A 21345-nucleotide genomic window follows, 5' to 3' on the forward strand; every position below is an offset into this window, starting at 1 on the left:
GGGCGTTAGCTTTATGCTGTTTAGATTTCGATGTTCTTGATCGACTCGAATTCCTTGACGATATCGTCGGAGGGCTTCTTTGAAATCAGAGAAACCACAACGTTGACGAGGAGCGCGAGGAAGAAGCCGATAGCCAGAGAGTAAAGACCTGTAGCTGCGCCGGGAGTCTGACCGTTAACGAGCGGAATGTAGTCCCAGACGATAACGGTGAGAGCGCCGACAGCCATGCCGCTTACGGCACCGGCGAGGGTGGAGCGCTTCCAGAACAGAGCGAGGAGAACTACGGGGCCGAATGCGGAGCCGAAGCCTGCCCACGCGTCGGAAACAAGACCCATGATGCTCGAGGAGGGGTCAAGCGCGATGAAGAAGGCGATGACCGCGACAACTACAACGGCAATCTTGCCTACCCAGAGCGCGTTTTTCTCGGAGGCGTTCTTCTTGAAAACGCCTTTGTACATATCCTCGGAAACAGCGGATGCGGTAACGAGGAGCTGGCTGTCCGCGGTAGACATGATAGCAGCGAGGATGCCGCAGAGGAAGATGCCGCCGATGAAGATAAGCACGCCGTTGTTAGCGAAGATCTCCTGGATCAGGCGGATAAACGCGGTTTCGCTGGAGCCTGCCTCAAGCTGAGTGCTGAGGTAGCCTCTCGCGATCATACCGATAAGGCAAGCCGCCGCGAGTGAGAGAACGACCCAGATGATTGCGATTTTTCTGGACTTCTTGACCTCCGCCTCGTTCTTGATAGCCATGAAGCGGATGATGATGTGGGGCATACCGAAGTAGCCGAGACCCCAAGCGAGGCTTGAGATGATAGAAACTGCCGATACGGGTGAGCCGTCGGTGTTCTTGAGAAAGTCAAGGTAGTTTTCGGGACTCTCAACGCCCTTGGAGATGAGCGCCTGAGAGAAGCCCTGATCCCATGTGAGGATCGCGTAAGCAACGATCGGCACGGCAAGGATTGCCACGAGCATCAGCAGACCCTGAATGAGGTCGGTGGTGCATACCGCCTTGAAGCCGCCCATGAAGGTGTAGACGAGAATAACTACGGAAGCGATGATCAGACCTATGAGATAAGCGGTTTGATCCATCTCGCCGTTCTGGCTGTTGCCAAAGAGGGTAGCGAAGAGCTTGGCGCCGGAGCTGAACGCGGAAGCCGTGTAGACCGCAAAGAAGATGGCGATGATGACCGCGGAAACGATCTTGATGATGCCTTTCTTGTCGCGGTAGCGGTTCTGGAAGAAGCTGGGGATAGTCAGCGAGTTGCCCGCTACGATCGTGTATTTCCTCAGTCTTGAGGAAACGATGTACCAGTTGAGGATTGTGCCGAGCAGCAGACCGATAGCGATCCATACCTCGCCGGTACCCGCAAGGTATACCGAACCGGGAAGACCCATCAGCAGCCAGCCGCTCATATCGGAGGCCTGTGCGGAAAGCGCCGCAGTCCAGCCGCCGAGGTTTCTGCCGCCGAGGAAATAGTCCTCGTTGTTTTTGGTTTTCTTCGAGTAAACAACGCCGATCGCAATCATAACCAGCATGTAAAACGCGAAGGCAACCAAAACAATAATATTGCTTGTTGTCATTTTCGGATGTTCCTCCTTTTTAATATTTACAACATACTTCATAAGTTTAACATATTAAAGCGAAAAAATCAATAAAAATTGCAATAATTTGTGAATTTATAATATTTTATGATCAATCGGGTATTGAAGGTTGATTTGAGCGGGAAAAAGTAATATAATAAACATAAATATGTATTCTTATCTACAGATTAAGAGAAGAGGTATTATTGTGGATTTTGTCAAGAGAACATGGGCGGAGATTTCACTCGACGCCATTGCGCATAATTTCACTGAGATACGCCGCAAAACAGACGGCGCAAAGCTGTGCTGTGTGATCAAGGCAGATGGCTACGGTCACGGCGCCGCCGAGCTCGCGCAGCTTTACGAAGCGCTCGGCGCGGACTTTTTCGCGGTATCCAACATTGACGAGGGCATCGAGATCCGCAACGCGGGTGTAAAGCTGCCGATTCTGATTCTCGGCTACACTCCCGTCCGCGATGCGGCAAAGCTGTGTGAATACAACATCAGCCAGGCAGTTTTCTCTCTTGATTACGCGAGGAGCCTTTCTGAAGAGTGCGAAAAGGCAGAATGCACCTGCAAAATCCACATCAAGGCTGACACCGGTATGAGCCGCATAGGCTTTATGTGTCAGGAATTTCCGCGCGATGATAATTCCGTAGAAGAAATATGCGAGGCGTGCGACCTGCCCGGACTGATTCCCGAGGGCATGTTCACCCACTTCTGCGTGTCCGACGAGAGCGAAGAGGGAAGAGACTTCACCGAGAAGCAGTATTCCAACTTTATCCACGTTCGCGACGCTCTTGCCGCAAAGGGCAGGACGTTCGATTTCTGCCACTGCTCAAACAGCGGCGCGATCGAGGACTATTCCCAGACCTATTGCGACATGGTTCGCGCGGGCATTATCCTCTACGGCTTAGCGCCGTCGCCGAAGCTCAGCGGCAAGCTCAACCTCATTCCCGCGATGACGCTCAAGACCTCCGTTGCCTACGTCAAGGAGCTCAAAAAAGGCGCGACGATCTCCTACGGCAGAACCTTCACCGCCGAAAAGGACATGAGAATCGCGACAGTGCCTATCGGTTACGCCGACGGCTATGTCAGGGCGAACGCCAAGGACGGCTATATGCTCGTTAACGGTCAGAAGGCTAAGATCGTCGGCAGGATCTGTATGGATCAGACCATGCTCGACGTTACCGAAATCGACCACATCGAGCAGGGCGACGAGGTCATTGTTTTCGGCACGGGCGAAAAAGGCGAGCCCACCGCGGATACTCTCGCCGCTAACACAGATACTATTAACTACGAGGTCGTTTGTCTTGTCGGCAAGCGCGTACCCCGTATCTACTATAAAAACGGAAAAATGACCGAGGTGATGTACAAGCTATGAGGATTCTTGTTGTTGACGGAAACAGCATTGTCAACCGCGCCTTCTACGGCATACGTCCGCTGACCAACAAGGACGGTCAGTTCACGCACGCAATTTACGGCTTTCTGAATATGCTGAACAAAATCGAGCGCGACGAGAACCCCGACGCGGTGGCGATCGCCTTTGATCTGAAGGCTCCGACCTTCCGCCACAAGGCTTACGATGGCTACAAGGCGAACCGCAAGGGAATGCCGCCCGAGCTTGCCTCACAGATGCCTGTTCTCAAGGAGCTGCTCACGCTTCTGGGCTACAAGCTCGTCACATGTGAGGGCTTTGAAGCGGACGATATCCTCGGCACCTTTGCCGACGCCTGCGAGCACAACAGCGACGAGTGCGTTATCGCCACAGGCGACCGCGACAGCCTGCAGCTCGTTTCGGACGAAACCGTGGTTCACCTCTGCACCAACAAGGGCGATCTGCGCTACACTCCGGAAAAAATCATGGAGGAATACGGCGTTACTCCCTCGGGACTGATCGAGATCAAGGCTATCCAGGGCGACAGTTCCGACAATATCCCGGGTGTCGCGGGCATTGGCCCCAAGGGCGCGGGAGACCTTATCAAGCGGTTCAAAACCGTAGAGGAAGTTTACGAGAACATCGATTCGCCCGAAATCAAGGACGGAGTGCGCAAAAAGCTCATCGCCTCAAAGGACAACGCAATTCTCAGCCGTATGCTGGGCGAGATTGTCCGCAACGTTCCGATTGATACCGACGTCAGCCGCTACAAGGTCGTATGTGAGGAGCCGACAAAAGCGCTCGCGCTCATGCAGAAGCTGGAACTATTTTCTTTAATAGAAAAATACAACCTTTCGGACGTGCCTGTTGCCGCCGAAACAAAGGCAGACCTGCCGACTCTTACTATTTGTGACGATACAATTTCCGTGAATGAGCTGCTCGGAGAGGTGTATCTCATTGCTGAAATTTCCAAAAAGGAATTAAAATCCTTTTCTATATTATATAAGGGCAATATTTACGTCAGCGATGACGCTGAACTCTTTGCTGCGATACTTCAAAATCCCGAAATCCGCCTGTATACAACCGGCTGCAAGGCGCTGTTTGCTTATGCCGACAGGCATGGGTTTGAGATAGCTGATCTCGCCTTCGACGTTGAGCTCGCCGCGTATCTGCTGCAGCCTTCCGAGAAGGACTACTCCGACGAAACCCTCTGCACGGTCTACGAGGTCACAATGCCCGCCGCCGAAAGTGAAGAGGACAAGAAATTCTGTCCTCTGGCGGTTTATGACAAGCTCTGCAACAGGCTCGAGAACGAGATCAAGGCAAACGGTCAGGAAAAGCTGCTGCGCGAAATCGAAATCCCGCTTGCGAGAGTGCTCGCGAAGATGGAAAACGTCGGTTTTGCGGTCGACAGGCAGGGTATCGCCGACTACGGCGCCATGCTCTCACAGCAGATCCACGAGCTTGAGCAGGCGATTTACCTTAACGCGGGTCAGGAATTCAACATCAATTCGCCCAAACAGCTCGGAAAGGTGCTCTTTGAGGATCTGCATCTGCCCGCGAAGAAGAAAACAAAGAGCGGATACAGCACAAACGCGGAGGTTCTCGAGGGCTTGCGTTACGACCACCCGATCGTCGACATGGTGCTCAACTACCGCGCTCTCGCAAAGCTCAATTCAACCTACTGCGAGGGCTTGCTCAAGGTTATTGCCGACGACGGCAGGATCCACTCGAGCTTCAATCAGACCGAAACGCGCACGGGCAGAATCAGCTCCACCGAGCCGAATTTGCAGAATATTCCCGTCCGCACTGAGCTTGGCAGGGAAATGCGCAAGTTCTTCTGCGCAGAGGAAGGCTTTGTTCTCGTGGACGCTGACTACTCCCAGATCGAGCTGCGAGTGCTGGCGCATATAGCGAACGACGAAAACATGATCGCCGCCTTCAACAGCGGCGAGGATATACACGCGATCACCGCCTCACAGGTGTTCAATATGCCGCTCGAGATGGTGACACCCGCAATGAGAAGAAACGCCAAGGCGGTCAACTTCGGAATCGTCTACGGAATCGGTGCTTTTTCGCTCGGGAAGGACATCGGCGTTTCCACAAAAGAGGCGAAGCGCTACATCGACAGCTACCTCACCCACTACAGCGGCGTTGACCGATACATGGAGCGCGTGACCGAGCAGGCAAAGCGCGACGGCTATGTCGAGACGATGTTCGGCAGACGGCGCTACCTGCCCGAATTGAGCTCGGGCAAGCACATGCTCAAGGCGTTTGGCGAGCGTGTGGCGAGGAATATGCCCATTCAGGGCACCGCGGCGGATATCATCAAAATCGCGATGGTGCGCGTCGACGAGAGATTGAAGCGCGAAAACCTGCGCGCGCGGCTGATTTTGCAGGTGCACGACGAACTGATCGTCGAAGCGCCCGAGGAAGAGAGCGAGCAGGTCAGACAGCTCTTACAGGAAGAAATGGAGAGCGCCGTTAAGCTCAGCGTTCCGCTGACGGCAGACGCGGCGGTCGGAAAGACGTGGTATGATGCAAAAGGTTAAGTATATCGCCTTCGTCTGCACAGGCAACACCTGCCGCAGCCCGATGGCGGAGACAATTTTCAATAAAGAGGCTGAGGAACGCGGAATCAACGTACGCGCTTACAGCTTCGGCTTGGCGGCGGTCAGCGGAATGCCTGCCTCCAAGCACGCGGTTGAGGTATGTAAGGAAATAGGAGTCGACCTCAGCGGCTTCAAATCGCATTTTATATATGATTACGACATCGCGGACTTTGAGAAAATCTACTGCATGTCAAGCGAGCATTATCAGATACTCACCCAGAGCGTCGGCCTTGCTGAGGACAGAGCGGAGGTGCTCGATATCGCCGACCCATACGGCGGCAGCGTCGAGATTTACCGCATGTGCCGCGATATGATCAAGCTCGCGGTTGAGGAGATTCTCAGAAGCTATGAGGATTGAGAAAATGACAGCCGCCTGTATTGACGCGGTCGCGGCGATTGAAGCGGAGTGCTTTTCGCACCCGTGGTCAAAAAAGAGCCTTGAGGAGTCGCTCGAAAAGGAAAACTCGCTCTTTCTCGTCGCGGTTGAGGACGAAAAGGTCATCGGCTATGTCGGCATGGAGGTCATCGTCGACGAGGGATACATCTTCAACGTCGCTGTCAGCGCGGATTACCGCAGGCGCGGCGTGGGCTACGCTCTCGTGCGCGAGCTTGTGACCTACTCAATGAAGAACAGCCTTTGCTTTATCACCCTCGAGGTCAGGGAGAGCAACTCCGCGGCGATCTCGCTCTACTCAAAATTCGGCTTTATCAAGGCGGGTGAGAGGAAGAATTACTACTCCGATCCGACCGAAGCCGCGGTTTTGATGACAAAATACTTTTGATATGGTGAAAACAATGAAAATTTTAGCAATAGAATCCTCCTGCGACGAGACCGCAGCGGCGGTTGTCGAGGACGGACGGTGTGTGCTTTCGTCGGTAGTTGCCTCTCAGGTTGAGGAGCACAAGCTCTACGGCGGCGTTGTGCCGGAAATCGCTTCCCGACGTCACGCCGAGGCGATCGTACCCGTAGTGTCGCAGGCACTGGAGCAGGCGAAGGTCACTCTGAGCGACATTGAAGCTATCGCCGTCACCTACGCGCCGGGTTTGATAGGTGCGCTTTTGGTAGGAGTGAACTTCGCGAAGGGCTTATCGCTGTCTACGGGCATACCGCTTGTGCCGACGCACCATCTTCGCTCGCACATAGCGTCAAATTATATTTCTAATTTAGAACTAAAGCCGCCGTTTCTCTGTCTTATCGTATCGGGCGGCCACAGTCACATCGTAATGGTCGAGGACTACACAAAGATGAAAATCATCGGCAGAACGCGCGACGACGCGGCAGGCGAGGCATTTGACAAGGCAGCTCGCACGATGGGAATGCCTTACCCGGGCGGAATCGCGCTCGACAAGGTCGCAGAGGACGGCGACCCTCACGCGTTTACGCTTCCGCGGCCGGTTGTACACGACGCACCGTATGATTTCAGCTTCTCGGGGCTCAAGACCGCGGTGATTAACCTCATTCACAACTCCGCACAGAAGGGAATCGAGCTGAACAAGGCTGACGTTTGCGCTTCCTTCAGATATGCGGTTGTGGATTGCCTGACGACGAATTTTCTCAGGGCTGCCGAGGATCTGGGCGTGAAAAAGCTCGTTATCGCGGGCGGCGTTTCGGCAAATTCGCTTCTCCGTTCAACTCTTGAAGCCGAGTGCAAAAAACGCGGCTATGAATTTTATATGCCCGATAAGTCGCTCTGCGGTGACAACGCAGCTATGGTCGGCTCGCAGGGCTACTATGAGTATCTCAGCGGAAATATCGCAAAAACCGATTTGAACGCCTATGCTACGATGAGCATTGAATGATAATATGTCTGAAAAAAGATTGACAAGAAAGACAATCTATTCTATAATAAAACCATAATTTTTTAAGGAGGTTAGCCATCATGGATAACAACTTCAACAATGATAATGTGCAGCCCAATCAGGTGCCTAATCCTGAGCAGACTCCGCAGGGTAAGGATTATTCCGCTCAGTTCGCTCAGTACAACCAGCCCAGAAACGGCTTTGATAACCAGAATACTGACGCTAATCCGTATCAGCAGCCTGCTCAGACCGATTACAACCAGTATCAGCCGCAGCAGCCCGCTCAGCCCGATTACAACCAGTATCAGCCGCAGCAGCCCGCTCAGCCTGACTACAATCAGTATCAGCCGCAGCAGCCTGTTCAGTCTGACTACAACCAGTATCAGCCGCAGCAGCCTGTTCAGCCCGATTACAACCAGTACCAGCCGCAGCAGCCTGCTCAGCCCGATTACAACCAGTATCAGCCGCAGCAGCCTGCTCAGCCCGACTACTACAACCAGTATCAGAACAATCCCGTTCAGCCCTACGACTACAACCAGGCAGGCTATCAGCAGCCCGAGTACCAGCAGGGCAATGTTTACAACGCGGCTCCCGCTGAGGGTCCCACAGGCGCGGCAAAGGTGTTCAGCATCATCTCTCTCGTCTGCGGTATCATCTCTGTAGTTTTCGGATGCTGCGGATGGGGTATCCTGTTCGGTGTTCCCGGCGCTGTATTCGGTATTATCTCTAAGGCAAAGTGCGGTGCGAAGAATCCGCTCGCTCTTGTCGGCATGATTCTTTCATTCGTAGGCATCGGTCTCTCGATCATTATGATCGTCGTAATGTGCGTAAGCGGCAACAGCAGCTTCTCCACGCCGTACAGCTCCTACAACTGGTAAAATCTTCACAACTGTAAATCATCGGGCAGAGTGATCTGCCCGATTCTGCTATAGGGAGGTGAGCGCGTGAAGTATAAACCATGGCAGAAGGTGCTCGTCATTGTCGCGCCGTTCGCGGTTCTGGCGGTGCTTGCGCTCGCGGCGTGGTTTGTTCTGACGCATTTTACCTTTCCGACCTGCCCGAGCGTGCAGTATTTTCATATTTACTGTCCCGGCTGCGGCTCAACAAGGGCGGTAAAGGCGCTTCTGAGCGGAAATATCCTTCTCGCGCTAAGGCAGAACCTCTCAATTCCCGTACTGACGGTCATTGCGGCGCTGTATTACATCGAGTTCGCGCTGAAAATTTTCGGCGTGCGCTTCCGCATACCGCCGCTGCACAATTTGAAATTCATGGTATTTCTGCTGGTTTTGTGGTTCGCGTACTTTGTTCTGCGCAACTTCATTCCCGCGATTGCCCCAATATAATAGAAAAGGAAAGTGTATTTATGTCAAATCCCATTGTTACATTCGAAATGGACGGCGGCAAGCTCATCAAGGCTGAGCTTTATCCAGAAATCGCGCCGAACACGGTCAACAACTTCATCAGCCTTGTAAACGACGGATTTTATGACGGCCTGACTTTCCACCGCGTAATCTACGGCTTCATGATTCAGGGCGGCTGTCCCGACGGAACAGGTATGGGCGGTCCCGGTTACCGCATCAAGGGTGAGTTTGCGATGAACGGCTTCAAGAACGAACTTAAGCACACAGAGGGTGTGCTCTCGATGGCGCGTTCGATGATGCCCGACTCCGCAGGCTCTCAGTTCTTTATCATGCACAAGGCGGCTCCGCACCTCGACGGCCAGTACGCGGCTTTCGGCAAGGTTATCGAGGGCATGGACGTCGTAAACGAGATAGCTGAGTGCGATACCGATTTCTCCGACAAGCCTTTGGACGCTCAGATTATGCGCAAGGTCACGGTAGAAACCTTCGGAGAGGCATATCCCGAGCCCGAAAAGTGCTGATTTTCGTATACTATATATAGTGCATATTAAGGAGGACTTTTATGAACGTACTTTTAGCGGGCGGAGCAGGCTATATCGGCAGCCACACCTGCGTTGAACTGATTGAGGCGGGACACAGCGTTGTCGTTGCCGACAACTATTCGAACTCCTGCCCCGAGGCTATCGCGAGGGTTGAGGAGATCACCGGCGCATCGGTCAAGCTCTACGAGGCTGACGTTTGCGACCCCGGGGCGGTCGAAAAAATCTTCAGCGAGAACGATATTGACGCCGTTATCCACTTCGCGGGACTCAAGGCGGTGGGTGAGAGCTGCGAAAAGCCGCTTCTGTACTACCGAAACAACATCGATTCAACCCTGACGCTTCTCGAGGCAATGAAGCGCCATAACGTAACGAGGTTTATTTTCAGCTCATCGGCTACGGTTTACGGCACCCCGAAGGAGGTTCCGCTGGTTGAGACCATGCCCACAGGCACCCCGACCAACCCCTACGGCTGGACAAAGCTGATGATGGAGCAGATTCTTACCGACACACAGCGCGCAAATCCAGGAATGTCGATCGTGATCCTGCGCTACTTCAATCCCATCGGCGCGCACAAGAGCGGCAGGATAGGCGAGGATCCCAACGGCATTCCGAATAACCTCATGCCCTTTATCACCCAGGTTGCCGCGGGCAGACTGCCGCAGCTCGGAATTTTCGGCGACGACTATCCCACACGCGACGGCACAGGCGTGCGCGATTATATCCACGTCGTGGATCTTGCGAAGGGTCACGTCAAGGCGATCGACTACTCCGCAGACCACACCGGAGCTGAGATCGTCAACCTAGGCACAGGCACCGGTTACAGCGTGCTCGAGATCGTAAAGGCATTTGAGCGGGTAAATAATATCAAAATCCCGTATGTTATCAAACCGCGCAGGGCAGGAGACATCGCCGAGTGCTTTGCAAACGCCGAAAAGGCCGAAAAAGTATTAGGTTGGAAGGCAGAGCTCGGTATGGACGAAATGTGCTATGACTCGTGGAACTGGCAGTCGCATAATTTAAACGGGTATAAATAAGCTATTTTGTTGTGGAAAACGACAAATTCTTGACTAATTATTTGTTTGAATAAACAAATTATCAAAAAACCGAAAATTTCCGATTTCCAATTTCGAAAATTTATTGACTTTTGGGAATCACTTGTATTATAATAGTATTGCTTATAGAAGCATTACTAAACAAGGAGGAAAAAAAGAAATGTTCAAAAAAGCATTAAGTCTTCTGCTTGCGTTAATGCTCATTGTAACATCGGTTTCCATCACCGCCATCAGCGTTGCTGCTGCCGAAGGTGACGAAGAGGTTGCTGCCGCTGCATATTATGTAGTTGGTGACAGCGAAGAGCTCTTCACCAAGGCATGGGGCGAGGGCATGATCGATTCAAACGCGATGACCGCAAATGAAGACGGAACATACACGAAAGTGTATGAAGCTGTTGGTCCTTTCGAAAAGGCTGTTTCCTTTAAGGTAACAAACGGCACCGATTGGATTGGCACAAGCGATGGCAAGAATGTTGCCATTGATGTTTTTGCTGCCGGAGACATTACTGTAAAGTATGATCCCAAGGCTAAGGACGATCAGGTTACTGTTACCGGTAAAGGCGTAAAGACTGTTGAGTCAACCAGCCCTGTTGAGACCACAGTAGCTGAGCCCGCAACTGCTGAGCTTGCTGCGACCACAACTGCTGCGGCTGCAACCGTAGCACCCGTAACTGAGCCCGCTGAGACAGCTGTTGCAGCTGTTGCCACCGAAGCTCCCAAGGCTGCTGCTAAGGCAGAGGATGCACAGGTTGGCGCTCCCGAAGGCGAAAAGCTCGTTGTAACTGCCAAGTCAAACATCACTCCTACCTACACTCAGAGCTTCGATCCCACCACAGGTCAGGTTACTGTTACCTACTGGATCCAGATGACTGAGAAGTATATGATCAATGCTCAGTGGACAATGTCTTATGACAAGGATTACCTGACCATTGACAATACCAAGGGTGTAAACACTGACAGCAAGGGCAAGAAGAACCTTATATTCAGAGTTACAGAAGGCGCAGGTACCATCGTTAATACTGAAGTTGAGTCAATGCCCAAGGGCGGTATCAAGGCTAACGCTTCTGACCTTGACGGTTATGATCTCAATGACGAAGGCGACAGAGTTCCTTTCGTTTCCGTAACCTTCAATCCCACCGGTAAGACCGGTAACACAGAGGTTGTTCTCGACGTTGAAATCATGAACGTTAAGAATGACGATGATCCTAAGGAAGATTTCTTTATTAAGAATTCTGAGATCGTTCAGAAGGGCCTTGAGTATCTCCCCAAGGAAACTCCTTCTGCTGTTTATGCAGGTCCCTTCGATTCCGATTATAATGCACCTGAGCAGCCCACAACTGCTGAGCCCACCACTGAGGCTCCCACAACAACTGAGGCTCCCACAACAACCGAAGAGCCCACAACAACAGCTCCCGCTAAGCACCTCACTGTAAATGCTAAGTCAAACTCTGACTACTTTAAGCCTGCTACTCAGACTTATAACGAGCCCGAAATCCCCGAGAAGGTTACCGTTCAGTTCTTCATTAACACCGCAGCATACCAGATGGTAAACGGCCAGTTCGAGCTTAAGTATGATCCCAAGGTTCTCGCACTTAAGGAAGAGAACAACAAGGAAGGCAGAAAGAGCACTCTTACTCCCGCTGCAAGCGCTACTCCCGGTACCGCAATCGTTGCTAACTGGGACAACCTCGCTGTTGAGCCTGTACTTCCCATCAACTTCTCCAACATCAACGACGGCGGCATCTGGCTGACCGAAGAAGACGGCACTCCGCTGGCAGTTATCAGCGCTGTATTTGAGGTTGTTGGCGATGGCGACACAGAAGTATTCCTCGATACTCAGGTTCTGACTCTTAACACAAAGGGCCAGCCTGTAGATCCCGATACGTGGTTTGAGGCTAACAGCAACTCTGATAACTATCAGGAAATGCTTGCTAAGTTCGCTGAGAAGGCTGAAATGGGCTTCAAGATTCTGCCCGAAGTTACTCCTACTCCCACTGAGGAGCCCACAACTGCTGAGCCCACAACTGCTGAGCCCACAACCGTAGAGCCCACAACTGTAGCTCCCACCACAGAGGCTCCCACAACCGAGCCCAAGCCCGCTGAGGATATCTTTGTAATCGCAGGTTCCTCCAACTTTGTTGAGAACGGCTGGTCACCCGATCCCGATACCAACAGAATGACCTTTGATACCGCTGACGGCCTCTACAAGGTAACAGTACCCGATGTAGCTGCTGAGGAAGGCGCTCTCTATCAGGTTAAGGTTGTTCAGTTTGTCGGCGGCGATCCTGCTAACGCTGTATGGCACGGCATGGACGGCACAGACCTCAACTATGACTTCATGCTCAACGCTGACGGTACCGTAACCGTAACCTACAACCCCGAAACAGCCGAGTTCGCTGTTAAGGGCGACACCGTAATTCCGCCCGTATACAAGATCGACTCCATCACTGCTGTCGGCGGCGGCCAGGGCAACTTCCTTAACGGTATTACCTGGGATCCCGCTGCTGCTGAGAACAGAATGACAGAAGTTAAGCCCGGCGTTTATGAGATCACCTACGAAGATGTTGATACCAACACAGAATATCAGTTCAAGTTTGCTGCTAACGGCGGTTGGGATATCAACTGGGGTCTTGTAAAGGATACCGAAGCTAAGCTCAACGAGGCTAATCCTTCTCAGTACAACGGTGAGAACATTCTCTTCAACGTTGAGTCTGAGGACGATACCTGCAACGTAACACTCCAGCTCGATATTACTAACTGGGATACCACAAAGAAGACCGGTGCTACATACACCATCTTTGTAAACAGAGAAGAGCCCACAACTGAGGCTCCCACCACAACTCAGCCCGCTCCCGAGACTCTCGCAGTTAACGTTAACACCGGTGTAAGTGAGCACGTAACTGACATGCCTAAGGTATTCGCTCTCGACGGCGAAGCTGCAAAGACTGTCAATGTTGTCGACACCTTCACACTCACATGGAAGCTTGATTCCGACGCTAAGGCTGTTGAGTCCTTACAGTGGATCTTCAACTATGATGCTACCAAGCTCGAGCTTGTAAATGCTGAGATGCCTCAGATCACCTCCGGTGCAGAGATCAACGATACTGTTGCCGGTGTTGTAAAGGCTAACGCTTCCAACATCAAAGGTTATGCAGTAGATGCTGACAATGCCTTCATCAACCTTACCTTCAAGGCTCTTGCTTCCGGCACTGTTGACACCACTATGACTCTTGACGAGTTCGCACTTGTTCCCGTTGAAGAGCCCACAACCGAGGCTCCCACAACTGCTGAGCCCACCACAGAGGCTCCCACGACTGTAGAGCCCACCACAGAGGCTCCCACAACCGTAGAGCCCACCACAGAGGCTCCCACAACCGTAGAGCCCACCACAGAGGCTCCCACAACTGTAGAGCCTACAACAGAAGCTCCCACAACTGTAGAGCCTACAACAGAAGCTCCCACAACAGAGCCTGTAGAGCCCACAACTGATGCTCCCACAACTGTTGCTCCCGAGACAACAACAGCTCCCGAGACAACAGCTCCTGCTACTACAATAGCTCCCACAACATCCAAGTCTACATCAGATTCTGCTACAAAGGATAGCAGCAACAGCAGCAATGGTACCGTTAAGACCGGTAGTGCTTCTATGGCTGTAATTATCCTCCTCGTACTTGTATCTGCAACTGCGGCTATCTACTTTGCACGCAGAAGAGATAAGGAATAATTTGAGTCTATGATTCAAATTTGAAAACTGAATAAGTTTGGCACCCTCCGAGAAATCGGAGGGTGTTTTTTTGCACATTAAGGAATTAACTCGGTTAGTATCCAAACGAGAACAGATTAAATTTGAATTTTATATGAAAAATTGGTGAAAATCCTTTAATATTCGTTGAAATAATATTTTTTATGTTATATAATAGAATAGCTAATCAGACGAAAATTCCTCTGATTCAGAACAATCAACGTAAAAGGAAAGATATTAATTATGAGACGACTGATTTCTATCATTACCGCTGTTATGATGACCGCATTGATTCTCACAACATCTGTTTCCGCCGCGAATGCAGCCGATGATGTGCTGACAATTAACGGAGAAGGCAAGGTTAATGTAGGTGACACCGTTAAGTTCACCCTTTACCTTGATGAAACAAAGGAAGACATTATCGGCTTTGAGCTTCGTCTGTTCTACAACAGCGAATATCTTAAGCTTGATAAAAAATCTCTTACCTCAGAAAAGTTTGACAATCTCTTCTATAATCCCGATATCGACGGAAAGATCCCAATGAACTGGACAGATATCGGCAATCCTGTCAGCTTTGCCGCAAAGGATGTTTTTCTTTCATGTGAGTTTGAGGCAATCAAGGGCGGCGAAGCGTCGATTGAATACTTTGTCACCGAAATGTACGGCGACGATATGACCTATCTGAAGTCATACAAGTGGACGTATGATCTCGAGGTAAATGGTAAAAAGGTAATAACCGACGGAGTTCCGCCTATCACCAGCGATGAGGAAACTCTCAACGAACGTCAAAGCAGCTTCATCAATTATGTTGACGGAATGGGCGAGGAGAATACTCCGAACAAGGACAACCACGAGTCTGTGGAGGGCAAGCATCACGCAACCTACAATGTATACGAAAATGACGTGATTGAAGTTACAAGATACGAGGATGTTGAGAACAGTCCTGCGAAAAACCCGAACTTCTGGATTCTCGCGATCGGCATTCCCGTTATTGCCGCGCTTGTTATTGCCGCAATTGTCATCGTGATAAAAAATAAGAAAAAAGCAGGAAAAACTGAAAAAACTGATTCTTCTGACGAAAAATAATTAGGTAAGCAATACACATTTGTGCATCTGAACGAAGGTTTATTTAAACTTTGTCTTGATTTTTTAATTATTTTGTTATATAATAGTGATAACCGAAAATCGGAATACTATTGGAGGAATTTAATATGAGAAAGAGAATTTTAAGCGTAGTTCTCGCAGGCGCTCTTTCCGCGAGCATCGTTGCTACAGGCGTAGTTACCGCTTCCGCTACAAAGAACCCTGACGATACTTACACTCCCACTCCCGGCGTTACAGCTAAGACATACAGTTTTGCTATGCCCGGTGCCTGGGAAAGTGATTATTGGACAAAGAACGAGAAATGCGCCGGTATCTACTGGTGGACCGGTTCTGACACTCCCGGCAGTGTATTTACACATGACTGGCCCGGCTATAAGGTAAAGACCGTTGATGAGGAAGGCGTAAAGAACCTTTACAGTACTCCTGTTCCCGCAGACGCTAACCAGATTATTTTCAGCAACCATATCGACGGTGGTATGCCTAACACTGAAGGCTTTACATGGGAACGTTTCTATGCTGCCTGCCAGATCAAGGATACTCCCGCTCAGTACTATTCATTCATGGAGTCCGACTACTATACAAAGGCTCTTTGGAAGTATGTATGGGACAAGGCTGCTGACGCAGTTGAGATGGATCACGTAAACTGGAGTGATGATGAGACTCAGATGACCAAGGATGAGGCCGCTGAGGTTGCTGCTATTTACGAAGCACTCCAGGCAGCTGTTGAGGATGACGAGTTTGAACTCGATATTCCCGAGTTCGGCAAGTATGCAAAGAACTTCTATGTAGAGATGGAAAACGGCGACGGTATCGCTCAGAACTTTGATAACATGGTATTTGTTGCTAACCTTGACAAGAATACCATCAGAAAGTCCTACACCATCGTTCCCGAAGGTAAGGATACATACGACGGTGACTGGTTCTTCTATTATGGCAAGGGCGAGTACGGCACATGGCCGACCAAGGAACTCCTTATGGAAAACACAGGTATCACCTTTGATGATAAAGGTAATCCCGTTCTTCCCGAAAAAAGCGATCTTGTAATTGATGAATACGGCTCTGTAAATCAGCTTAAGGAAGTTACCTTAACTGATGAAAAAACCGGTGAGTCACGTAAGGTTAAGGTTAATCTTATGGTTTACGGCAACTTCACGGGCAAGTACTATGAAGACAAGACTGCTCCCGAGCATCCTTCAGTTCCCACTCAGCCTACAACTGTTGCTCCCACTGCATCTCCCGATGCTACTTCCGCTACAGGCGCCACCAAGGGCTCCTCAAGCAACAGCAGCACCAATAGCGCGAACGGTTCCGTTGCTACAGGCGACTTCTCCTTCGCAGCAGTTATCTTTGTAGTTGTAGTCGGCGCTCTCGGCGTATTCTACTTCTCACGCAAGAAGTACAACAAGTAATTAACTGATTACCATAAACGCTCCCTTATCTGAGGGAGCGTTTGTTTTTGTAATGCTTGATTTTTAATACAACTTAGGGTATAATGTATAGAGAAAATGCTGTTCGGAGGTTTTCGTGATGTCTAAATGGACGGTTTGTCTTTTTATGACACTCGTCCTCGTGATTGCGTCCCTTACGGGAGTTTACGCTGAGGAAGAGCCTGAGGAAACACAACTGAATACGCCTGCTGCCCAAGATAGCACCGAGCCGTTGTCATCAACCGCTGAAACGACGCAGCCGACTTCAACCGAGGAGGTCATTCCCGCGGATTATCCCGCGCTTACCGTCAATGCGATCTCAAATTTTTTCCCGAACGCTACGGCTGAGTATTCCGTCAGCAAGAAGCAGGTTGAGGTTACCTATTCTTTGCGTTGTTCTATGAACATGATGAACGTACAATGGTACCTCTATTATGACCCCGAGGTTTTCACTGTTTCTGAGGAGCTGAACAATCCCGAGTCGATCTGTCCCACGATCGGCGACAAGGCAGCCATCACCTACGGCGAAAACGTGATTATCTACCGCTCGTCCAGCATTAATCTTTACGATTTTTCCACGAAAGAGGTTCCTTTCGTTAAGATTATCTTCAATGTCAATGAGCTTGACCCTGAGCAGCCTGTTATTACAAAGTGCGACCTCACTGTCGATGTGCTGTGCGCTTCCGAGCTTGACCCAAAGACCCGCAAAAGCGATGTAGATAAAGAAGTATTTTTTGTATCAAATTCGGAGCTGAGCCAGAGAGCGATCGATTCTGTACGTCTTTCCCGCAACACTTTCCTCACGCAATCGAACTTCGTCCAGGCGACCACCGCTCCCGTAACGACAGCTCCGCTGGCAACGGACGAGCACGGAAACATTATTCCAGCAACTCCCGATGAACCCGAGGAGAGTACCGCATATAACACGGCGTCGACAGACGCGACCTCTGCAACAGGTGAAAAGCCCGAACCGCCGACAGCTCCGACTGAGCCGCCGACCACACCCGAGGAAAAGGCTCCCGTAGGCACGGGCGGCCCCGGAAATGCGCTTATCTGTCTGGGCGCGCTGTTTATTGCGACGTCCGCGCTGTTCGTAATGCGCAAGAAGGAAATTCTTTATAACTAAACGAAAAAAGGTCGGACTCACAGTCCGACCTTAATATTTTTACAGATATGAAAAAAGGGCTGTTCCGGTGAACAGCCCATTTAATTCTTAGTTGGCACGGGTTACCTTGCCTGAACGCAAACAACGGGTGCAAGCATATACACGCTTGGGAGATCCGTCAACGATAGCCTTTACGCGCTGTACGTTGGGCTTCCAGGTTCTGTTGGAACGTCTGTGTGAGTGAGATACCTTGATACCGAACTTTACATCCTTACCGCAGAATTCACATTTTGCCATGCGTCTGCACCTCCTTATTCAAATCAAATATTATTCCTAACTTTGTTATAATAACAGAAAAATGAAAAAAAAGCAAGTGTTTTTCGAAAATTTCTCAACTTGTTTTTTTATCTTGTAATTTCGGTTACGATATTGTATAATATATATTACCTATAAATCTATTATGGAGGCTTATATGCTTTCTCAGTTACTCAGCGGAAATTTTACAATCCAGACGATTATCGCCGAAATTCTGGCGGTTCTCGTCATCATCTTTCTGATTTTGCCGTTCCACGAGTGGGCTCACGCGCAAACCGCCTACCTGCTCGGCGATAAGGGCATAAAGCAGCGCGGCAGACTGTCGCTGAATCCTCTCAGCCACATCGACCCAGTTGGTGCGTTGGCAATGCTGTTCATCGGCTTTGGCTGGGCAAAGCCCGTGCCTGTTGATGCGCGCTACTTCAAGAACCCGAAGGTCGGAATGGCGATCACCGCGTTCATGGGACCTGTCGCGAACCTCATCGCTGCTCTCGCGGGACTGTTTGTTTTCCATACGCTGTGGTGTATAGTACCAACGTTTTTCACGGCAGGCGGATTCGGCAGCTACGTGCTGGCGTTTCTGCAGTTCTACATCATTGTAAACGTCAACCTCGCAGTGTTCAACCTTCTGCCCATTCCGCCGCTCGACGGTTCAAAGATACTGTTCGTTTTCCTGCCCGACAAGGCGGTAATGTTCTTCTACCGCTACCAGATGTTCTTCATGATCGGCCTGATCGTACTGCTGTGGGCAGGCCCGCTCAGCTACGTGCTGACCTTCCTTTCGCGCGGCGCGCTATACGGAATATATCAGTTCTCAACTCTGCCGTTCCGGCTTTTCGGACAGAGCACGGTTCCGTTTAACGCGATTTTCTGAGGCTGAGAATGGAAGCACAGTTACAGTACAAGTTCGACGTATTCGAGGGACCTCTGGATTTGCTGCTTTCGCTGATTTCGAAGAATAAGATCGACATCTACGACATTCAGATATCAGAGCTGCTCGACCAGTATATGGAGCAGATCGCGCAGATGCGTGAAAACCGGATGGACATAGCCTCGGAATTCCTGACAATGGCGTCGCGGCTTGTCTATATAAAATCCGTCATGCTTCTCCCGAAGTACGAGGAAGAGGCTGAGGAGCTTAAGAAGGAGCTGACAGGACAGCTGCTTGAGTACGCCGTATGCCGTGAGATCGCGGCAAAGCTCGGCGGTATCTACGATTTTGACGCATTTTTCCGTGAGGCTTCTCCCGTGGAATATGACTTGACCTACAACCGCCTTCACCCGAGCACTGATATCGTCAAGGGCTATATCAGCGCGGTGGGCAGAGGCAAACGAAGGCTGCCGCCTTCCGAGCAGGCATTTTCGGGCATTGTCGCCCACAAGATCGTCTCGGTAAACAGCAGAATCATTCACCTCATGCGAAGGCTGCGCCACGGTAAGCGGCTTGAGTACCACGAGATATTTGAGGCGTGCGACGGCAAGAGCGAGCTTGTCGCGACATTTCTCGCAACTCTCGAGCTTGTCAAGGGCAAGCGCGTACGCATTGAGGGCGAGGGCGAGCATGCTGTCGTCAGAATGATCGAAGGGGATAGAGAATGAGTGAAATAAACTACACCGCCGCGATTGAGGCGATACTCTTCGCGAGCGGAGCGTCGGTTGAGGCCTCGCGAATAGCCGAGGCGCTCGAAATCAGCGAAAAACAGGCGATTGAGTACGCCGAAACGCTGATTGAGGAGTATAAAGCCGCCGACAGGGGAATAACAATATTGCGTCTGGATAATTCCTTCCAGATGATTTCGAATAAGGAATACGCGCCTCAGATACGCACGGTTATGGATCTGCGCCGCAACACTCCGCTTTCGCAGGCGGCTCTGGAGGTGCTCGCGGTTGTCGCCTACAACCAGCCCGTCACAAAGGCGTTTGTCGAGCAGGTGAGAGGCGTTGACTGCAGCGGTGTTATCGGCAGCCTGACCTCGAAGGATCTGATCGAAGAGAAGGGCAGGCTTGAGCTGCCGGGACGGCCGCTTTTGTACGGCACGACCGAGAACTTCCTGCGCTGCTTTAATCTGCAGAGTCTGGATGATCTGCCGCCGCTTCCCGAGGACGAAAAAAAGGACGAGCCTGAAGCACAAACCGCTGAGGAATAAACAAGAGGGAGGGTTATTTTGCTCTGGCTGTATATATTAATCGGAATAATCCTCTTTTTCCTGCTGATACTGCTCATACCCGTCGGGGTGAGGGTGTGCTACAACGAAGAATTTATCGCGGAGCTTAAAATCGGTTTCATAACGATACAGCTTTATCCGCCGAAGCCGAAAAAGCCCAAAAAGAAGAAAAAGAAGAAAGAACCAAAGAAAGAGGAGAAGCAGGAGGAAAAGCCGAAGGAAAAGAAGCCGAGCCTGCTCAAGGAGAAGGGCATCGGCTGGTTTGTCGATTTGATTCGGCAGATCGCGACCCTCGCGGGCGGAGTAATGAAGGACTTCTTCAAGCACCTTGTGATCCGCAATCTGCAGGTCAGCATCACCTACGTCGGCTCAGACGCGCAGGACACCGCCGTTAAGTACGGCTACTTCTGCCTTTCGGTCTATCCCGCGGTCAGCATTCTCGCTGACGTTGCCCACTGCAGACACTACGGCGTAGACATTGCGCCGAACTTCAACGAAAAAGACAAGTCCGTATATTACGCCGAAATCGACATCAGGATCCGAATAATCTGGGTCGTCGGTCTGGTATTCAAATACGGCTTTCGTATAATAAAGCTCCTGCTCGCGCTAAGGCGCGGCAAAACCGAGGAGCTTGAAAAATTCCTGAATGAACAAACTTCAAATAAAGGAGAGAGCGATATGGAACATCCAATCGGCAGCTTAATGAACATCACAATGGAAAAAATCAAAGAGATGATTGACGTCAACACCATCGTCGGCACTCCGATCACGTCTGCTGACGGCACGCTGATTATCCCTGTTTCCAAGGTCAGCTACGGCTTCGCCTCGGGCGGCTCCGACCTCCCCACCAAGAAGGAGAACAAGGACTGCTTTGGCGGCGGTTCGGGCGCAGGCGTTACGATTCAGCCTGTCGCCTTTCTCACGGTATATCAGGGCAATGTGCGCCTGATTCCCGTCGACGGCAACAAATCAGCGCTTGACGGCATAATCAACGCGATTCCCGATGTTGTTACCAAGGTAAAGGAGTTCGTTGGTGACCGCAAGAAGAATAAGGAAGGCGAAATTGCCAAGACGGACGACTTCTCAGAGATCACGGTGGACGATATCGATATTTGATTTCATAAAACAGAGCCCTTCCGCGTAAAATTAAGCGGGAGGG

The 21345-nt window shown here is 50.9% G+C and carries 19 protein-coding genes; 17 read left to right on the plus strand and 2 right to left on the minus strand.

Features of this window, described 5'->3' with window-relative positions; genetic code table 11:
- Window positions 1-20 precede the first annotated feature (20 nt).
- Window positions 21-1583: a sodium/proline symporter PutP gene (gene putP, locus AB1I49_RS02715; protein WP_407721319.1), complete on the minus strand. Its 1563-nt coding sequence runs from the start codon at window positions 1581-1583 to the stop codon at window positions 21-23.
- Between the two features lie 208 nt (window positions 1584-1791).
- On the opposite strand from putP, the gene alr reads away from it, so the two are divergent.
- The 13 genes from alr (at window position 1792) to AB1I49_RS02780 (ending at window position 17727) form a co-directional block, all read left to right on the plus strand.
- A complete protein-coding gene (gene alr / locus AB1I49_RS02720; protein WP_316610700.1) occupies window positions 1792-2967 on the plus strand; it encodes an alanine racemase in 1176 nt (391 codons plus the stop codon).
- Window positions 2964-5513: a DNA polymerase I gene (polA, locus tag AB1I49_RS02725; RefSeq protein WP_407721320.1), complete on the plus strand. Its 2550-nt coding sequence runs from the start codon at window positions 2964-2966 to the stop codon at window positions 5511-5513. Before alr ends, polA begins: the two co-directional genes overlap by 4 nt.
- Window positions 5497-5931 (plus strand): arsenate reductase/protein-tyrosine-phosphatase family protein, encoded by a 435-nt coding sequence (locus tag AB1I49_RS02730; protein ID WP_316610701.1) that lies wholly within the window; start codon window positions 5497-5499, stop codon window positions 5929-5931. The genes polA and AB1I49_RS02730 overlap by 17 nt, the downstream gene beginning before the upstream one ends.
- Complete coding sequence (gene rimI / locus AB1I49_RS02735; RefSeq protein WP_316612259.1) at window positions 5921-6355, plus strand: ribosomal protein S18-alanine N-acetyltransferase; 435 nt, start codon at window positions 5921-5923, stop codon at window positions 6353-6355. Before AB1I49_RS02730 ends, rimI begins: the two co-directional genes overlap by 11 nt.
- Before the next feature lie 13 nt (window positions 6356-6368).
- Window positions 6369-7373: a tRNA (adenosine(37)-N6)-threonylcarbamoyltransferase complex transferase subunit TsaD gene (gene tsaD, locus AB1I49_RS02740; RefSeq protein ID WP_316612257.1), complete on the plus strand. Its 1005-nt coding sequence runs from the start codon at window positions 6369-6371 to the stop codon at window positions 7371-7373.
- An 80-nt stretch (window positions 7374-7453) separates the two neighbouring features.
- On the plus strand, window positions 7454-8251 hold the full coding sequence (locus AB1I49_RS02745; RefSeq protein WP_407721321.1) for a DUF4190 domain-containing protein: 798 nt from the start codon (window positions 7454-7456) through the stop codon (window positions 8249-8251).
- A 66-nt stretch (window positions 8252-8317) separates the two neighbouring features.
- Window positions 8318-8716, plus strand: coding sequence for a DUF2752 domain-containing protein (locus AB1I49_RS02750; RefSeq protein WP_316617110.1), 399 nt, complete (start codon window positions 8318-8320; stop codon window positions 8714-8716).
- 20 nt (window positions 8717-8736) lie between these two features.
- Window positions 8737-9255, plus strand: a complete 519-nt coding sequence (locus tag AB1I49_RS02755) for a peptidylprolyl isomerase (protein WP_316610706.1) — start codon at window positions 8737-8739, stop codon at window positions 9253-9255.
- A gap of 41 nt (window positions 9256-9296) precedes the next feature.
- Window positions 9297-10310 carry a UDP-glucose 4-epimerase GalE gene (gene galE, locus AB1I49_RS02760; RefSeq protein ID WP_407721322.1) on the plus strand — a complete coding sequence of 338 codons (1014 nt, stop codon included), beginning with the start codon at window positions 9297-9299 and terminating at the stop codon, window positions 10308-10310.
- Window positions 10311-10488: 178 nt separating this feature from the next.
- Complete coding sequence (locus AB1I49_RS02765) at window positions 10489-14052, plus strand: pullulanase X25 domain-containing protein (protein WP_407721323.1); 3564 nt, start codon at window positions 10489-10491, stop codon at window positions 14050-14052.
- 261 nt (window positions 14053-14313) lie between these two features.
- Window positions 14314-15156 (plus strand): hypothetical protein, encoded by an 843-nt coding sequence (locus AB1I49_RS02770; RefSeq protein ID WP_407721324.1) that lies wholly within the window; start codon window positions 14314-14316, stop codon window positions 15154-15156.
- Between the two features lie 125 nt (window positions 15157-15281).
- Window positions 15282-16583: a hypothetical protein gene (locus AB1I49_RS02775; protein ID WP_407721325.1), complete on the plus strand. Its 1302-nt coding sequence runs from the start codon at window positions 15282-15284 to the stop codon at window positions 16581-16583.
- A gap of 118 nt (window positions 16584-16701) precedes the next feature.
- Window positions 16702-17727: a hypothetical protein gene (locus AB1I49_RS02780; RefSeq protein WP_316610610.1), complete on the plus strand. Its 1026-nt coding sequence runs from the start codon at window positions 16702-16704 to the stop codon at window positions 17725-17727.
- 87 nt (window positions 17728-17814) lie between these two features.
- Here the strand turns inward: AB1I49_RS02780 and rpmB are convergent, their stop codons facing one another.
- Window positions 17815-18003, minus strand: a complete 189-nt coding sequence (rpmB, locus tag AB1I49_RS02785; RefSeq protein ID WP_015523414.1) for a 50S ribosomal protein L28 — start codon at window positions 18001-18003, stop codon at window positions 17815-17817.
- 175 nt (window positions 18004-18178) lie between these two features.
- On the opposite strand from rpmB, the gene AB1I49_RS02790 reads away from it, so the two are divergent.
- The 4 genes from AB1I49_RS02790 to ytfJ are packed head-to-tail and all read left to right on the plus strand — an operon-like array spanning window position 18179 to window position 21302.
- The gene (locus tag AB1I49_RS02790; RefSeq protein WP_316612341.1) at window positions 18179-18895 is read left to right on the plus strand and encodes a site-2 protease family protein; all 717 of its coding nucleotides are present in this window, start codon (window positions 18179-18181) and stop codon (window positions 18893-18895) included.
- An 8-nt stretch (window positions 18896-18903) separates the two neighbouring features.
- A complete protein-coding gene (locus tag AB1I49_RS02795; protein ID WP_407721326.1) occupies window positions 18904-19620 on the plus strand; it encodes a segregation and condensation protein A in 717 nt (238 codons plus the stop codon).
- Entirely contained in the window at window positions 19617-20168 is a 552-nt protein-coding gene (gene scpB, locus AB1I49_RS02800) for an SMC-Scp complex subunit ScpB (RefSeq protein ID WP_316610607.1), read from the plus strand. The genes AB1I49_RS02795 and scpB overlap by 4 nt, the downstream gene beginning before the upstream one ends.
- A gap of 18 nt (window positions 20169-20186) precedes the next feature.
- Window positions 20187-21302 carry a GerW family sporulation protein gene (gene ytfJ / locus AB1I49_RS02805; protein WP_316610606.1) on the plus strand — a complete coding sequence of 372 codons (1116 nt, stop codon included), beginning with the start codon at window positions 20187-20189 and terminating at the stop codon, window positions 21300-21302.
- Window positions 21303-21345: the final 43 nt, after the last annotated feature.

The organism is Ruminococcus sp. NATIVEDY160 (assembly GCF_045819885.1).
Lineage (GTDB): Bacteria > Bacillota > Clostridia > Oscillospirales > Acutalibacteraceae > Ruminococcoides.

Excerpts from the sequence above, each read along its gene's own strand:
- rimI (WP_316612259.1), top strand. The coding sequence starts at position 5,921 with ATGAGGATTGAGAAAATGACAGCCGCCTGTATTGACGCGGTCGCGGCG.
- scpB (WP_316610607.1), top strand. The coding sequence starts at position 19,617 with ATGAGTGAAATAAACTACACCGCCGCGATTGAGGCGATACTCTTCGCG.
- AB1I49_RS02755 (WP_316610706.1), top strand. The coding sequence starts at position 8,737 with ATGTCAAATCCCATTGTTACATTCGAAATGGACGGCGGCAAGCTCATC.
- AB1I49_RS02765 (WP_407721323.1), top strand. The coding sequence starts at position 10,489 with ATGTTCAAAAAAGCATTAAGTCTTCTGCTTGCGTTAATGCTCATTGTA.
- rpmB (WP_015523414.1), bottom strand. The coding sequence starts at position 18,003 with ATGGCAAAATGTGAATTCTGCGGTAAGGATGTAAAGTTCGGTATCAAG.
- polA (WP_407721320.1), top strand. The coding sequence starts at position 2,964 with ATGAGGATTCTTGTTGTTGACGGAAACAGCATTGTCAACCGCGCCTTC.
- AB1I49_RS02795 (WP_407721326.1), top strand. The coding sequence starts at position 18,904 with ATGGAAGCACAGTTACAGTACAAGTTCGACGTATTCGAGGGACCTCTG.
- AB1I49_RS02775 (WP_407721325.1), top strand. The coding sequence starts at position 15,282 with ATGAGAAAGAGAATTTTAAGCGTAGTTCTCGCAGGCGCTCTTTCCGCG.
- galE (WP_407721322.1), top strand. The coding sequence starts at position 9,297 with ATGAACGTACTTTTAGCGGGCGGAGCAGGCTATATCGGCAGCCACACC.
- AB1I49_RS02790 (WP_316612341.1), top strand. The coding sequence starts at position 18,179 with ATGCTTTCTCAGTTACTCAGCGGAAATTTTACAATCCAGACGATTATC.
- AB1I49_RS02780 (WP_316610610.1), top strand. The coding sequence starts at position 16,702 with ATGTCTAAATGGACGGTTTGTCTTTTTATGACACTCGTCCTCGTGATT.
- AB1I49_RS02730 (WP_316610701.1), top strand. The coding sequence starts at position 5,497 with ATGATGCAAAAGGTTAAGTATATCGCCTTCGTCTGCACAGGCAACACC.
- AB1I49_RS02745 (WP_407721321.1), top strand. The coding sequence starts at position 7,454 with ATGGATAACAACTTCAACAATGATAATGTGCAGCCCAATCAGGTGCCT.
- putP (WP_407721319.1), bottom strand. The coding sequence starts at position 1,583 with ATGACAACAAGCAATATTATTGTTTTGGTTGCCTTCGCGTTTTACATG.
- tsaD (WP_316612257.1), top strand. The coding sequence starts at position 6,369 with ATGAAAATTTTAGCAATAGAATCCTCCTGCGACGAGACCGCAGCGGCG.
- AB1I49_RS02770 (WP_407721324.1), top strand. The coding sequence starts at position 14,314 with ATGAGACGACTGATTTCTATCATTACCGCTGTTATGATGACCGCATTG.